Below are 15,008 nucleotides of genomic sequence, written 5' to 3' on the forward strand. Positions count from 1 at the left end.
TGGCGTTGTCCTACGACTAACTACTCCCCGTCTTCTGGCTGCTCTGCGCTGGCTGCTGTTTTATAGGCCCATCGTCCAATGGGAGAAACCTGTTGGCTGCTGTTTGGCAATGGAGTGTCAGGTGTATGTCACGTGGAGTGGGTAAGGGAGTGATGGAAGCCTGTGGTTTTCACAAGATAAAAGTTGACCCTTTTTCGAAGGGGTTTGATATGGGACTGGCCAAGCCACTGTCCCGGTCGGTCAGGCTCAATGGGTTTTCTACCTGTTTGCGGCTTGAACAGATCTATTGGAACATCCTGACGGAAATCGCCAGGCTCAATACCTGTTCGGTCAGTGCATTGTTGTCCTATGTCGATCGGGAAGTGCATTTGCGTTACGGAGGCGTAAAGAACTTCAGTGGGCTGGTGAGGGTGGTGTGCGTGGTCCACGTGCTCAAAGGCCGGGGCGCCCTCACGACGGGGGATACGCTCACGCAGTAGTCCGATGGTCGGCCCGTCATCCCGGCGGGCCGGGCCCTGGGCACAAAGCCGGCTGCGCTGTGTTGATTTACCAGATATAATCCCGCGCTTTGCTGCGCATGCCGGGCTTTATGCACAGGGCAGGGCGTGGCGCTGTAACGATCTGATCGCCGAGACATCTCCATGCCCATGTACGACTATCAATGCGCTTCCTGTGGTCATCAGTTGGAAGCCATTCAGAAGATCAGCGCCGCGCCGCTGGTCGATTGCCCTGCCTGCCAGGCACCTGAGTTGAAGAAGATGTTGTCCATGCCGGGCTTCCGCCTGAGCGGCAGCGGCTGGTACGAGACCGATTTCAAGACCGGCGCCAAGAAGAACCTGGCGGGCGGCGACAAAGCAGACTGAGTTGAACTCTACGCGCAGGCTCCTGCATTATCCGTCCCCTGCTTAACTGTACGGTGACGAGGCAGGCCTGCCACCGAATTTCGAATTACGAGAAGTGAAACCACGACCATGATGCGCAGCCACTATTGCGGCCAACTGAACGAGACCCTGGAAGGTCAGGAAATCACCCTTTGCGGATGGGTTCACCGTCGCCGCGACCACGGCGGGGTGATCTTCCTCGATATCCGTGACCGTGATGGTCTGGCCCAGGTGGTGTTCGACCCGGACCGCGCCGAGAGTTTCGCCGCCGCCGACCGCGTGCGCAGCGAATACGTGGTGAAGATCACCGGCAAGGTACGCCTGCGTCCGGCCGGTGCCGTGAACAAGAACATGGCGTCCGGCGGCATCGAAGTGCTGGGCTATGAGCTGGAAGTGCTGAACGAGTCGGAAACCCCGCCGTTCCCACTCAACGAATACTCTGACGTGGGCGAAGAAACCCGCCTGCGCTACCGCTTCCTGGACCTGCGTCGTCCGGAAATGGCCGAGAAGCTGCGCCTGCGTTCGCGCATGACCACCAGCATCCGCCGCTTCCTCGACGAAAATGGCTTCCTGGACGTCGAAACGCCGATCCTCACCCGGGCCACCCCGGAAGGCGCGCGTGACTACCTGGTACCGAGCCGCACCCACGCCGGCAGCTTCTTCGCCTTGCCGCAATCGCCACAGCTGTTCAAGCAACTGCTGATGGTGGCCGGCTTCGACCGTTACTACCAGATCGCCAAGTGCTTCCGTGACGAAGACCTGCGCGCTGACCGCCAGCCGGAATTCACCCAGATCGACATCGAGACCAGCTTCCTCGATGAAACAGAGATCATGGGCCTGACCGAACAAATGATCCGCAACCTGTTCAAGGAAGTGCTGGGCCTGGAGTTCGGCGAATTCCCGCACATGACCTTCGAAGAAGCCATGCGCCGCTACGGTTCCGACAAGCCAGACCTGCGTAACCCGCTGGAACTGGTGGACGTGGCCGACCAGCTCAAGGATGTCGACTTCAAGGTGTTCAGCGGCCCGGCCAACGACCCTAAATGCCGTATCGCCGCCCTGCGCGTGCCTGGCGGCGCGAGCATGCCGCGCAAGCAGATCGACGACTACACCAAGTTTGTCGGCATCTACGGTGCCAAGGGCCTGGCCTACATCAAGGTCAACGAGCGCGCCAACGGCGTCGACGGCCTGCAATCGCCGATCGTGAAAAACATCCCTGAAGCCAACCTGAACACGATCCTTGATCGCGTTGGTGCGGTTGACGGTGACATCGTGTTCTTCGGCGCCGACAAGGCCAAGATCGTCAGCGAAGCCCTGGGCGCGCTGCGTATCAAGCTCGGTCACGACCTGAACCTGCTGACCTGCGAATGGGCACCGATGTGGGTTGTGGACTTCCCGATGTTCGAAGAGAACGACGACGGCAGCTTCAGCGCTTTGCACCACCCGTTCACTGCGCCGAAGTGCTCCCCGCAGGAGCTGGAAGCCAACCCTGCAGGCGCGCTGTCCCGTGCCTACGACATGGTGCTCAACGGTACTGAACTGGGTGGCGGTTCGATCCGTATCCACCGCAAAGAGATGCAACAAGCGGTCTTCCGCCTGCTGGGCATCAACGAAGCGGAACAGGAAGAGAAATTCGGCTTCCTGCTTGACGCCCTGAAATACGGCGCGCCGCCGCACGGTGGCTTGGCGTTCGGCCTGGACCGTCTGGTGATGCTGATGACCGGCGCCCAGTCGATCCGTGAAGTGATCGCCTTCCCGAAAACCCAGAGCGCTGCGGACGTCATGACCCAGGCGCCGGGTGTGGTGGATGCCAAGGCCTTGCGCGAGCTGCACATCCGTCTGCGCGAGACGCCGAAGGCTGAGTAAGGCTGCTGCGTGAAAGCGCGATAAAGTGGTAGACAGTCAAAAAGGCGCATCTTCGGATGCGCCTTTGCGTTTAAAAGAGGGAAATCTCGCCTGGGGCGTAATGCCGTTCAGTTAAGGCTTTTTGTAGGAGCGAGCTTGCTCGCGAAAAACTCACAGGCGCCGCGTTCAATCAGGAAGCACGCGTTATCATTGACGTTTTTCGCGAGCAAGCTCGCTCCTACAGAGGGCGATATACGCTTAACTGAACGGCATTACGCCGGAAGGGCGGGATTGATAAGTTTTTTAGAGAATTTCGGAGTTGTGTTATGGCTGGCCATTCCAAGTGGGCGAACATCAAGCACCGCAAAGAGCGTCAGGATGCCAAGAAAGGCAAGATCTTCACCAAGTGGATCCGCGAACTGACCGTCGCGGCCCGCCAGGGTGGCGGTGATCCGGGCTCCAACCCGCGTCTGCGCCTCGCGCTGGACAAGGCGTTGGGCGCGAACATGAGCCGCGACATCATTGACCGCGCCGTGGCCCGTGGTGCCGGTGCGGCCGATACCGACGACATGGTCGAGCTGACCTACGAAGGCTATGGCCCGGGCGGCGTGGCGGTGATGGTCGAATGCATGACCGACAACCGCAACCGTACAGCGGCAGCCGTACGTCATGCGTTCAGCAAGTGCGGTGGTAATCTCGGCACGGATGGTTCGGTGGCCTACCTGTTCGAGCGCAAGGGGCAGATCACCTTCGCACCGGGCACAGATGAAGACGCGCTGATGGAAGCTGCGATGGAAGCGGATGCCGATGACGTCGTGACCAACGAAGACGGCTCCATCGACGTGTTTACCTCGTTCGCCAGCTTCTACGCCGTGCGTAACGCCCTGGAAGCTGCTGGTTTCAACGGCACCGACGCGGAAATCGTGATGCTGCCGACCACCAGTGCCGAACTGGACCTGGACGGTGCGCAAAAGGTGCTGAAGCTGCTGGACATGCTTGAAGACCTGGATGATGTGCAGAATGTGTATTCGAATGCCGACATCCCGGAATCGGTAGCCGAACAACTCACCTGACACCCACCATTGTAGGAGCGAGCTTGCTCGCGAAGGTCGTTAACGATAACGCTGGGTATCTGACACCCCGCGTCGCTATCGAGTTTTTCGCGAGCAAGCTCGCTCCTACAGTGGAATAGCGTCGCTTCTGACGCCTCAACTGATAAACCCGCAGGCGTTATGACTTTAATCCTAGGTATCGACCCCGGTTCGCGCATCACCGGTTTTGGCGTGGTGCAGCAAACCCCGCGCGGCTGTGTGTATGTCGCCTCGGGTTGCATCCGCACCGGTGCCGGCGAGCTGGCCGAGCGGCTGCAGATCGTTTATCGCGGCGTGCGTGAAGTCATCCAGACCTATGGCCCGGTCACCATGGGCATCGAAAAAGTGTTTATGGCCAAGAATGCCGACTCGGCATTGAAGCTCGGCCAAGCCCGTGGCGCTGCCATCGTGGCGGGTGCCGAGGAGGGCATGGAGATCGCTGAATACACCGCGACCCAGGTCAAGCAGGCCGTGGTCGGCACCGGTGGCGCCAACAAGGAGCAGGTGCAGATGATGGTCATGCACATGCTCAAGCTCACGTCCAAGCCGCAGATCGACGCCTCGGACGCCCTGGCCATCGCCATTTGCCATGCCCATACCCGCTCCAGCCTGTTGCCTCATGGTTTGGGCGCAGCACGTAGTCGTGGCGGGCGGCTGCGTCTCTGATAGCATCAGCGCAATCGTTATTTTTGCGGTCAGGCCTTGCACTGACCCCCAAGCTTTAAGGATCTGAACCGTGATTGGACGCTTGCGCGGCACCCTGGCTGAGAAACAGCCGCCGCACCTGATTCTGGATGTGAATGGGTTGGGTTATGAGCTGGAAGTGCCCATGACCACCCTGTATCGCCTGCCGTCGGTCGGCGAGCCGATAACCTTGCACACCCATTTAGTGGTGCGCGAAGACGCGCAACTACTCTATGGTTTTATCGGCAAGCGCGACCGCGATTTCTTCCGCGAGCTGATTCGCCTCAATGGCGTGGGGCCCAAATTGGCCCTGGCCTTGATGTCGAGCCTGGAAGTGGATGAATTGGTGCGTGCCGTATCCGCCCAGGACACCTCGGCCCTGACCAAGGTGCCGGGGGTGGGCAAGAAGACCGCCGAGCGCTTGTTGGTCGAGCTCAAGGACCGCTTCAAAGCCTGGGAGGTGGTACCGAGCATGTTCGCCCTGGTACCGAACCAGCCGGACATGCCGGCGGCCCAGGTTGCCAGTGCGGAAAGCGATGCGGTCAATGCGCTGATCTCCCTGGGCTACAAGCCCCAGGAAGCCAGCAAGGCCGTATCGGCCATCAAGGACAAGAACCTGAGCGCTGAAGACATGATTCGCCGTGCCCTGAAGGGAATGATTTAAGTGATTGAAGCCGATCGTCTGATCGCGGCCACCGGCCCGCGTGACCGTGAAGAAGTCCAGGACCGGGCCATCCGCCCCCTGAGCCTGGCCGAATACATCGGCCAGCCTACCGTGCGCGAGCAGATGGAGCTGTTTATCCAGGCCGCGCGCGGGCGCAGTGAGTCCCTGGACCACACCTTGATCTTCGGCCCGCCGGGGTTGGGCAAGACCACCCTGGCCAATATCATCGCCCAGGAAATGGGCGTGTCGATCAAGTCCACTTCCGGTCCGGTGCTGGAACGGCCGGGTGACCTGGCGGCGCTGCTGACCAACCTTGAACCCCATGACGTGCTGTTTATCGACGAAATCCATCGCTTGTCGCCGATTGTCGAGGAAGTGCTGTACCCGGCCATGGAAGACTTCCAGCTCGACATCATGATCGGCGAAGGCCCGGCGGCCCGCTCGATCAAGCTCGACCTGCCGCCATTCACCCTGGTGGGCGCGACCACCCGCGCAGGCATGCTGACCAACCCGCTGCGAGACCGTTTCGGCATTGTTCAACGTCTAGAGTTCTATAGCACCGTCGATCTGGCGACCATTGTCAGCCGGTCGGCGAGTATCCTTGGCCTGCCCCTGGACCCGGAAGGCGCCTTTGAAATCGCCCGGCGCGCCCGCGGTACGCCACGCATCGCCAACCGCTTGCTGCGCCGCGTGCGCGATTTTGCCGAAGTGCGTGCCAAGGGCCACATCACCAAGGCGGTGGCGGACCTGGCGTTGAACCTGCTGGACGTGGACGAGCATGGTTTTGATCACCAGGATCGGCGCCTACTTTTGACCATGATCGAGAAATTCGACGGTGGCCCGGTCGGCGTGGACAGCCTGGCCGCAGCCATCAGTGAAGAACGCCATACCATTGAGGATGTGCTGGAGCCCTACCTGATCCAGCAGGGCTACATCATGCGAACCCCGCGGGGCAGGGTGGTGACGCGTCATGCTTACCTGCACTTTGGGCTAAACATTCCGTCACGATTGGGAGAGATGCCCGTGGTAGACGAATTCCTCGATGCAGTAGACGATTAAAAAATTGCAGGAGCGAGCTTGCTCGCGAAAAACGCCAACGATAATGCGGTATGTCTGGTTATACGTGGCGCGCTCAGGTTCTTCGCGAGCGAGCTCGCTCCTACAGGGTATTTGTCATGTGGGGTGATTTATCCGAGCTTTGTGCTGTCCCAGTGTCTGGCGTCGTCATTTGAAAGCGTTCAGGAATGAAAAAACAGTTGCCCAGCCAATTGGCAACCTGAGGAGTAAGCACTAGAGTATGCGCGCGCAAAACGGGGATCAGTCGTTCGCACATCGCTGTCGCGTTTATTACGAGGACACCGATGCCGGCGGCATCGTTTATTACGTCAATTACCTGAAATTCATGGAACGGGCTCGAACCGAGCGGCTGCGGGAGTTGGGTTTTGCCCAGTCCGAGCTGGTAGGCGAGGACCTGTTATTCGTCGTGCATTCCAGCGAGGCGCGTTACCACGCACCGGCGCGACTGGACGACGAATTGCTGGTCAGTGCCGAAGTCATCGAATTGAACCGTGCCAGCCTGCGTTTCAAACAGCAGGTCAGGCGGGCCACGGATGCAACGCTGCTCTGTGAGGGGCAGTTCCTGGTGGCGTGTGTGCGCACCAACAGCTTGAAACCTCGGGCCATTCCCGAAACTCTACGTGCGGCCTTTGCCGCCGTGAGCGGCGCGGGTCAACAATCAAAGCAGGAGATTTAGCGTGGAACCTACCGTCGTCGACCATTCCTCCATGTGGAGCCTGGTCAGCAATGCCAGTGTTGTGGTTCAACTGGTCATGCTGACCCTGGTAGCCGCATCGGTTACCTCTTGGGTCATGATTTTTCAGCGCAGCAACATGCTGCGTGCCGGTCGACGTGCCCTGGAGAGCTTTGAAGAGCGCTTCTGGTCGGGTATCGACCTGTCCAAGCTGTACCGCCAGGCCGGCAGCAACCCGGACCCGGACTCGGGCGTCGAGCAGATCTTCCGTGCCGGCTTCAAGGAATTCTCCCGTCTGCGCCAGCAGCCTGGTGTAGACCCGGAAGCGGTGATGGAAGGCGTGGCCCGTGCCATGCGCGTTGCCATCTCCCGCGAAGAAGAGAAACTTGAGCAGGGCCTGCCGTTCCTCGCCACCGTGGGTTCCGTCAGCCCGTACATCGGCCTGTTCGGTACCGTATGGGGCATCATGAACTCCTTCCGCGGCCTGGCCCAGGCGCAGCAAGCCACGCTGGCCACCGTGGCCCCGGGTATTGCCGAAGCCCTGATCGCCACCGCGATCGGCCTGTTCGCCGCTATCCCCGCAGTAATCGCCTACAACCGTTTTGCCGCCACCAGCGAAACCTTGATCGGCCGTTACTACACCTTCGCCGATGAATTCCAGGCGATCCTGCACCGTAAAGTGCACACCAGCGAAGAATAAGCAGGTAATTCCCAATGGCTTTAATCGCTCGAGCTCGCAAAAAGCGCAAGCCGGTCGCCGAGATGAACGTAGTGCCCTACATCGACGTGATGCTGGTACTGCTGGTGATCTTCATGGTGACCGCGCCGATGCTCAACCAGGGCGTGAAGGTTGATCTGCCCAAGGTTTCCAGTGAAGCCTTGCCGCAGGACAACAACACTCAGGTCCTGACCATTTCGATCAAGGCTGACAAGACCTATTACTGGAACCTTGGCAGCGAAGTCGACACGCAAAAGCAGCAGGACAAGGCCCTGACCTTGCCGGCCATGACCGATGCGGTGACCAAGATCATTCGCTCCGGCAACGAAGGCGGCAAGCACACCCAGGTGTTTATCCGGGGCGACAAATCGGTCGACTACGGCTCCGTCATGGGTGCCATGGGCGGGCTGCAGAAGGCCGGCGTCGGTAACGTTGGCTTGATTACCGAGGCGCCCTGATGCAGCAACAGCGAGAGCCGTCCGCCTCGGAAAGCTACTTCTGGCCTGGCGTGTGGGCAATTGCCCTGCACGTCCTGGTGTTCGGCATGCTGTTCGTCAGCTTTGCCATGACGCCGGACCTGCCGCCAGCCAAGCCGATCGTGCAGGCGACCCTGTATCAGCTGAAATCGAAAAGCCAGGCCACCACCCAGACCAATCAGAAGATTGCGGGTGAGGCCCAGAAGTCGGCCGCGCGCCAGACTGAAGTCGAGCAGATGGAACAGAAGAAGGTCGAGCAGGAAGCGGTGAAGGCTGCTGCGGAACAAAAGAAAGAAGAGGCGGCTCAAAAGGCCGAGGAATCGAAAAAGGCTGACGAAGCCAAGAAGGCCGACGAGGCGAAAAAGGCTGATGAAGCCAAGAAAGCCGAGAAAGCTGCCGAAGCGAAAAAGGCCGAAGAGAAACAATTGGCTGATATAGCCAAGAAGAAATCGGAAGAAGAAGCCAAGAAGGCTGCCGAAGAAGAGGCCAAGAAAAAGGCCGCTGAAGAAGCCAAGAAAAAGATCGTCGAAGACGCGAAGAAGAAAGCCGCCGAAGACGCCAAGAAAAAAGCTGAAGCAGACGAGGCGAAGAAGAAAGTCGCCGACGAAGCGAAGAAGAAAGCTGCCGCCGACGCCTCCAAGAAGAAGGCCCAGGAAGCAGCGCGCAAATCCGCCGAAGAGAAAAAGGCCCAGGCCCTGGCAGATTTGCTTTCCGACACGCCGCAGCGTCAGCAAGCCTTGGCCGATGAGCGTGGCGATGAAGTCGCGGGCAGTTTCGACGACCTGATACGGGCGAGGGCAGCAGAAGGTTGGACACGTCCACCTTCGGCACGTAAAGGCATGACAGTAGTGCTGCAGATCGGCATGTTGCCGGACGGTACGGTGACTTCGGTCAGCGTGGCCAAGTCCAGTGGTGACGGTTCGTTCGACAGTTCGGCGGTTGCCGCGGTCAAGAACATTGGCCGGTTGACCGAGATGCAGGGAATGAAACCAAGTGACTTCGCTCCCTATCGTTCATTCAAGATGACATTCACACCTGAGGATCTAGCCTTGTGAGAAACCTTCTTCGAGGAATGCTTGTCGTTATTTGCTGTATGGCAGGGATAGCGGCGGCAGATGAAAAGAACATCCTGGTAACCAGCGGCAGTGATCGGGCCACCCCGATTGCAGTCGTGCCGTTCGGTTGGCAGGGCGGCAGCGTGCTGCCGGACGACATGGCCCAGATCGTCAGCGACGACCTGCGTAACTCCGGTTACTACGCGCCGATTCCAAAAGGCAACATGATCAGCCAGCCAACCCAGGCCAGCGAAGTCATCTTCCGTGACTGGAAGGCGGTGGGTGCCCAATACCTGATGGTCGGCAGCATCACGCCGGCCGGCGGTCGCCTGCAGATCCAGTACACGTTGTTCAACGTGGCCACCGAGCAGCAGGTTCTGACCGGCAGCGTATCGGGTACCGCCGAGCAATTGCGCGACATGGCCCACTACATCTCGGACCAGTCGTTTGAAAAACTCACCGGTATCAAAGGGGCGTTCTCGACGCGCCTGCTGTATGTCACGGCTGAGCGTTTCTCTGTAGACAACACCCGCTACACCCTGCAGCGTTCGGACTACGACGGTGCACGTGCAGTGACCTTGCTGCAGTCCCGTGAGCCAATCCTGTCGCCGCGTTTTGCGCCAGACGGCAAGCGTATTGCCTACGTATCGTTCGAACAGCGTCGCCCGCGCATTTTTGTGCAGCACATCGATACTGGCCGTCGTGAGCAGATCACCAACTTCGAAGGCCTCAACGGTGCGCCAGCCTGGTCGCCGGACGGTTCGCGCCTGGCTTTCGTGCTGTCCAAGGACGGCAACCCGGATATCTACGTGATGAACATGGCCTCGCGTCAGCTCTCGCGTGTGACCAGCGGCCCGGGCATCAACACCGAACCGTTCTGGGGTAAGGATGGTTCGACCATCTACTTCACCTCCGACCGTGGCGGCAAGCCTCAGGTCTACAAGGCAAATGTGAACGGCGGCGGTGCGGAACGTGTGACCTTTATTGGTAACTACAACGCCAACCCCAAGCTTTCGGCCGATGAAAAGACGTTGGTGATGATTCACCGTCAGGATGGTTTCACTAATTTCCGGGTTGCGGCCCAGGATTTGCAGCGCGGAACCGTAAAAATCCTTACAGATACCAACCTTGATGAGTCAGCCACTGTTGCGCCCAACGGCACCATGGTAATCTACGCCACCCGCCAGCAGGGCCGGGGAGTCTTGATGCTCGTGTCCATCAATGGACGCGTAAGGCTCCCACTTCCTACCGCACAAGGCGAAGTCAGAGAACCATCCTGGTCCCCTTACCTGAACTGACGCGGCGCTACAAAAAGAAGTACTTAACACACTGGGGTTCATTAGGAGTTTCACGATGGAAATGCTGAAGTTTGGTAAGTTTGCTGCTCTGGCTCTGGCTCTGTCCGTAGCCGTTGGTTGCTCCTCTAAAGGCGGCGACAATGCCGGTGAAGGCGCAGCTGTTGATCCAAACGCTGGTTACGGCGCCAACACTGGTGCGGTCGACGGCTCCCTGAGCGAAGAAGCTGCTCTGCGCGCTATCACCACTTTCTACTTCGAATACGACAGTTCGGACCTGAAGCCAGAAGCCATGCGCGCTCTGGACGTTCACGCCAAGGACCTGAAAGCTAACGGCGCTCGCGTTGTTCTGGAAGGTAACACTGACGCCCGTGGTACTCGTGAGTACAACATGGCTCTGGGCGAGCGTCGTGCGAAAGCCGTTCAGCGCTACCTGGTACTGCAAGGTGTTGCTCCAGGCCAACTGGAACTGGTTTCCTACGGTAAAGAGCGTCCAGTTGCAACTGGCAACGACGAACAGTCGTGGGCTCAGAACCGTCGCGTCGAACTGCGTAAGTAATTCGTCATGCGAACGTGCCGTCGTGCTCTAACTGTATTGGCTCTCAGCTTCGCACCGCTTGCGGTGTGGGCTGCGGTTCCTGTAACGGATAGCAACTCAGGCTATAACAATAGCGGGAGCAGTTATCCGCCAGCAGGTTATGGCACGAACGGCGCCTATGCGGGGGGAGCGGCTACGTCCGCTCCCTCGGCACAGGGCGAGCTGTTCAACCAGCTGCAACGCATGCAGGATCAATTGGCGCAGCAACAAGGCACCATTGAAGTTCTGCAAAATGAAGTGCGTCAGCTGAAGCAAGAAGGCCTGGAGCGATACCAGGATCTTGATCGTCGTATTGGAGCCGGTGTTGCACCTGCCGCTACTCCTGATAATTCTTCTGCCGGTGGCGCACCCAGTGCCGCTGCCGGTGGCGCCGCAGCGGGGGTCGCTGCTGCCGCCCCTGCTGCCAGCAGCGAGCCGGGTGATCCAGCGAAGGAAAAACTGTATTACGATGCAGCCTTCGACCTGATCAAGGCCAAGGACTTCGATAAAGCCAGCCAGGCTTTTACCGCTTTCCTGCGCAAATACCCTAACAGCCAATACGCGGGCAATGCCCAGTACTGGTTGGGTGAGGTCAACCTGGCAAAGGGTGATTTGCAAGCGGCGGGCCAGGCTTTTGCCAAGGTCAGCCAGCTGTACCCCAAGCACGCCAAGGTTCCGGATTCGCTGTACAAACTCGCTGACGTAGAACGCCGCCTGGGTCATACCGACAAGGTCAAAGGCATTCTGCAGCAGGTGGTTGCCCAGTACCCGGGTACCTCCGCGGCTCAGTTGGCCCAACGGGACCTGCAACGCTTGTAAGCGATGCAGCCGTTTAGAAGAAACCCGCGCTTGTCGCGGGTTTTTTCGTTAGAATCCACGCCCTTTTATGAAACACGCTTCCTGGGGTTGACGCGTTGGCGCAATCCCTTGAAGTGCCTGACGGAGGCGGACAGCCTGTTTAGCTGTTACGCCCGTGGCGACTATGCAAGACACATTACGTATTACCGAAGTCTTTTACTCGTTGCAGGGTGAAACGCGCACTGCTGGCCTGCCCACCGTATTTGTGCGGCTCACCGGCTGCCCATTGCGCTGCCAATACTGTGACAGCGCCTACGCCTTCAGTGGCGGCACCGTGCGCACCCTCGACGACATCCTGGAACAGGTTGCCGGCTACCGGCCGCGCTACGTCTGCGTGACGGGCGGCGAGCCCTTGGCGCAACCCAACGCCATCCCATTGCTCAAGCAACTGTGTGACGCCGGCTACGAGGTCTCACTGGAAACCAGCGGCGCTCTGGACATCTCTGCGGTCGACCCGCGCGTCAGCCGAGTCGTCGACCTCAAGACCCCGGACTCCAAGGAAGCGCACCGCAACCGCTACGAGAACATCGACTTGCTGACGGCCAACGATCAGGTCAAGTTCGTTATCTGTTCCCGTGACGATTATGACTGGGCCACCTCCAAGCTGATCCAGTATGGCCTGGAGCGCCGTGCGGGCGAGGTGCTGTTCTCGCCCAGCCATCACGACCTGAACGCCCGGGAGCTGGCGGACTGGGTAGTGGCGGACAACCTGCCGGTGCGCCTGCAATTGCAGCTGCACAAGTACCTGTGGAACGACGAGCCAGGGCGCTGATCAGGCGGCTGCGATAGGCGTTCTACCCACCGAATTACCGTGCAAATGCGTTTTTTCTGATTTATTTAAAATAAGGTGTTGAATAATCCTTAGAAATCAGTATTATACGCGCCACCACACAGCGGGTCGTTAGCTCAGTTGGTAGAGCAGTTGGCTTTTAACCAATTGGTCGTAGGTTCGAATCCCACACGACCCACCATTTTTGGCGGTTTAGAAAATCCGGAAGGCCCACGTAAGTGAGGATTTCCGGGTTTTTTTTTGCCTGTCATTTGGCAGGTCCGAGTCGACGCTGAGTCATCCCTTGCTCAGATTCTGTCGCCGTCCAAAAAGCATTCCTTAAATTCAAATATTCATACGCGAACCGGTGCTGACCGAAGAGTCCGGTCGTTCGTGTGCGCCCTCATGTGTATCAAACCTGATACCGCTGGTCGGAAACCAGCTCAGAACTCCAAACGAAATTCTTTCCTGTTTTGTTGTTTTTTCTTATGTGTCAGCTGCTTACGAATTTTTTAAGACATTTCCTAAAGTGCAGTCGGTTTATTGGCGTGAGGGGCGGACGATGTTAGTTTGCCACCCTTCGTAAATTCGATGGATCGAACATGTCTTCCCAACTGCCACGGACTCGGTATTCACTGAGTATTGCCCTGCTTGCCTGCCTCGTTTCCCACAACGTGATGGCGGCAACCCTCCCGGGTGATCAGGACCTGATCCGCGAGCGGCAAAACCGCCTGTTGGAAGATCAGCAGCGGCGCCTGGAACAGCTCAAAGAGCTGCCCGGCAAAGAGGCCAGGCCCGAAGCGCCGGCGGCCCCGGTGGACAGCCGTTGCTTTCCGATCCAGACCATTGAACTGCAAGGTGCCGAGCACCTGCCTGTCACTCAGCGCGAGCGTCTGCTCAAGCCGTACACCAATCAATGCCTGGGCGTTTCACAACTCAACGCCTTGCTCAAAGACCTCACCGACTTCTACATCGACAAAGGCCTGGTCACCAGCCGCGCTTACTTGCCCCAGCAAGATATGTCCAAGGGGCATCTGCAAGTGCTGGTGGTGGAAGGCAAACTCGAAGGCCTAAAGGGCGCTGACAACAGCAAACTGTCGGACCGCGAGCTGGCCATGGCCTTCCCCGGCAAAAGCGGTGAGATATTGAACCTGCGAGAAATCGAGCAGGCCGTCGACCAGCTCAACCGCTTGCCCTCCAACCAAGCCCAAATGGAACTGACCCCAGGCGATGCCGTGGGCGGCAGTTCGGTGCTGGTCAAAAACAACCCGCAGAAGCACTGGCGCGCCAGCCTGTCGCGCAACAACGATGGCCAGAAAAGCACCGGCGAACAGCAGTGGGGCACCGGCTTTGAATGGGACAGCCCGCTGGGCCTGGCCGACCAACTGATTCTGCGCGGCGGCCACGACGCCATCAGTGACCACCAGAAAACCTCCAAGAACGCGATGCTCTACTACAACGTGCCCTGGGGCTGGTGGAACTTCAGCTACAGCTACAACCAGAGCGATTACCGTTCGGTCGTCCAGGGCGATGGTTTCGACTTCAAGCAAACCGGTGATAGTGAAAACCATCAACTGCGTGCTGAGCGGGTGATCCACCGTGACGCCGTGAGCAAAACCTCGCTCAATGTCGGCCTGTCGCACCTGCGCACCAACAACTACATCGAAAGCAGCCGCCTCAAAGAGAGCAGCAATCGCCTCAGTGAACTGCAACTGGGCATCAACCACGGTCGTCGTATCGGCAGCGCGTTCGTCAACGTCGATCTAGGCATGCAAAACGGCACCGGCGCCTTCGACGCCCAAGGCAATCACAACCCCCTGCCTGGCGTGCCGGATGCGCGCTACCGCAAATACACCGCCACTGTCAGCTACCTGCAACCGTTCACGCTGTGGGGCGAGTCGTTCAGTTTCACCAGCCTGGCCACCGGGCAGCGCAGCGAAGACGTACTGTTCAGCCCCCAGCGCATGAGCCTCGGTGGCTCAGCCTCGGTTCGCGGCTACAAAGATCAGCAACTGACCGGCGACAGCGGCGGTTACTGGCGCAATGACCTGCGCTGGAGCCGCCCGGTGACCCTCGGTTGGCTGCGCCCGGTGTTCGGTGAGTACGGCGCCAGCGTCGGTTACGACCAGGGCGTGATCCGCAATGGTCGCTACAACGGCGAAGTACACGGCCGGGTCTCCAGCAACTCACTTGAGCTGTTCGCCCGCGGCCAACACGTAAGCACCAGCGTGACCTTTGCCCACTCCCTGGAACGACCGGCCGCGCTGCTTGAGCGCGAAGCGCCGATCTACTTCCGCCTGGATTTCTTCCTGTAATTCAACGCCCAGTTGCAACGAGAATTTGAA

16 protein-coding genes, 1 tRNA gene and 1 pseudogene are annotated in these 15,008 nt (G+C 59.0%); all 18 read left to right on the top strand.

Features of this window, described 5'->3' with window-relative positions:
- Positions 1–125: 125 nt before the first annotated feature.
- The 18 genes and pseudogenes from PSH76_RS04455 (at position 126) to PSH76_RS04545 (ending at position 14,978) form a co-directional block, all read left to right on the top strand.
- A complete protein-coding gene (locus PSH76_RS04455) occupies positions 126–479 on the top strand; it encodes a ribbon-helix-helix domain-containing protein (protein ID WP_032895508.1) in 354 nt (117 codons plus the stop codon).
- A gap of 162 nt (positions 480–641) precedes the next feature.
- The gene (locus tag PSH76_RS04460; RefSeq protein WP_003193872.1) at positions 642–863 is read left to right on the top strand and encodes an FmdB family zinc ribbon protein; all 222 of its coding nucleotides are present in this window, start codon (positions 642–644) and stop codon (positions 861–863) included.
- A gap of 108 nt (positions 864–971) precedes the next feature.
- On the top strand, positions 972–2,747 hold the full coding sequence (gene aspS, locus PSH76_RS04465; protein ID WP_032895509.1) for an aspartate--tRNA ligase: 1,776 nt from the start codon (positions 972–974) through the stop codon (positions 2,745–2,747).
- A gap of 305 nt (positions 2,748–3,052) precedes the next feature.
- Positions 3,053–3,799: a YebC/PmpR family DNA-binding transcriptional regulator gene (locus PSH76_RS04470; RefSeq protein WP_003193870.1), complete on the top strand. Its 747-nt coding sequence runs from the start codon at positions 3,053–3,055 to the stop codon at positions 3,797–3,799.
- Positions 3,796–3,912: pseudogene (locus PSH76_RS04475) on the top strand (outer membrane lipoprotein carrier protein LolA); the annotation flags it as partial. The gene PSH76_RS04470 and the pseudogene PSH76_RS04475, both read left to right, overlap by 4 nt.
- Before the next feature lie 46 nt (positions 3,913–3,958).
- On the top strand, positions 3,959–4,483 hold the full coding sequence (ruvC, locus tag PSH76_RS04480; protein WP_019821257.1) for a crossover junction endodeoxyribonuclease RuvC: 525 nt from the start codon (positions 3,959–3,961) through the stop codon (positions 4,481–4,483).
- Between the two features lie 70 nt (positions 4,484–4,553).
- The gene (gene ruvA / locus PSH76_RS04485; protein ID WP_003193868.1) at positions 4,554–5,165 is read left to right on the top strand and encodes a Holliday junction branch migration protein RuvA; all 612 of its coding nucleotides are present in this window, start codon (positions 4,554–4,556) and stop codon (positions 5,163–5,165) included.
- Positions 5,166–6,224 carry a Holliday junction branch migration DNA helicase RuvB gene (gene ruvB / locus PSH76_RS04490; RefSeq protein ID WP_305493632.1) on the top strand — a complete coding sequence of 353 codons (1,059 nt, stop codon included), beginning with the start codon at positions 5,166–5,168 and terminating at the stop codon, positions 6,222–6,224.
- A 238-nt stretch (positions 6,225–6,462) separates the two neighbouring features.
- Positions 6,463–6,918 (top strand): tol-pal system-associated acyl-CoA thioesterase, encoded by a 456-nt coding sequence (gene ybgC, locus PSH76_RS04500; protein ID WP_003193866.1) that lies wholly within the window; start codon positions 6,463–6,465, stop codon positions 6,916–6,918.
- A gap of 1 nt (position 6,919) precedes the next feature.
- Positions 6,920–7,615 carry a protein TolQ gene (gene tolQ, locus PSH76_RS04505; protein ID WP_003193865.1) on the top strand — a complete coding sequence of 232 codons (696 nt, stop codon included), beginning with the start codon at positions 6,920–6,922 and terminating at the stop codon, positions 7,613–7,615.
- Positions 7,616–7,638: 23 nt separating this feature from the next.
- Positions 7,639–8,091, top strand: a complete 453-nt coding sequence (gene tolR / locus PSH76_RS04510) for a protein TolR (RefSeq protein WP_161793227.1) — start codon at positions 7,639–7,641, stop codon at positions 8,089–8,091.
- On the top strand, positions 8,091–9,164 hold the full coding sequence (gene tolA, locus PSH76_RS04515; protein WP_003193863.1) for a cell envelope integrity protein TolA: 1,074 nt from the start codon (positions 8,091–8,093) through the stop codon (positions 9,162–9,164). The genes tolR and tolA overlap by 1 nt, the downstream gene beginning before the upstream one ends.
- A gap of 17 nt (positions 9,165–9,181) precedes the next feature.
- A complete protein-coding gene (gene tolB, locus PSH76_RS04520; protein ID WP_032874245.1) occupies positions 9,182–10,462 on the top strand; it encodes a Tol-Pal system beta propeller repeat protein TolB in 1,281 nt (426 codons plus the stop codon).
- 55 nt (positions 10,463–10,517) lie between these two features.
- A complete protein-coding gene (gene pal / locus PSH76_RS04525) occupies positions 10,518–11,018 on the top strand; it encodes a peptidoglycan-associated lipoprotein Pal (RefSeq protein ID WP_003193861.1) in 501 nt (166 codons plus the stop codon).
- A gap of 6 nt (positions 11,019–11,024) precedes the next feature.
- On the top strand, positions 11,025–11,855 hold the full coding sequence (gene ybgF / locus PSH76_RS04530) for a tol-pal system protein YbgF (RefSeq protein ID WP_032895511.1): 831 nt from the start codon (positions 11,025–11,027) through the stop codon (positions 11,853–11,855).
- 163 nt (positions 11,856–12,018) lie between these two features.
- Positions 12,019–12,666 (top strand): 7-carboxy-7-deazaguanine synthase QueE, encoded by a 648-nt coding sequence (queE, locus tag PSH76_RS04535; RefSeq protein ID WP_005790893.1) that lies wholly within the window; start codon positions 12,019–12,021, stop codon positions 12,664–12,666.
- 123 nt (positions 12,667–12,789) lie between these two features.
- Positions 12,790–12,865: transfer RNA gene (locus PSH76_RS04540), tRNA-Lys, on the top strand.
- Positions 12,866–13,265: 400 nt separating this feature from the next.
- Positions 13,266–14,978 (top strand): ShlB/FhaC/HecB family hemolysin secretion/activation protein, encoded by a 1,713-nt coding sequence (locus PSH76_RS04545; RefSeq protein ID WP_305493633.1) that lies wholly within the window; start codon positions 13,266–13,268, stop codon positions 14,976–14,978.
- The last annotated feature ends 30 nt before the right edge of the window (positions 14,979–15,008 follow it).

The sequence above is a fragment of the Pseudomonas sp. FP215 genome (assembly GCF_030687795.1).
GTDB lineage: Bacteria > Pseudomonadota > Gammaproteobacteria > Pseudomonadales > Pseudomonadaceae > Aquipseudomonas > Aquipseudomonas salmasensis.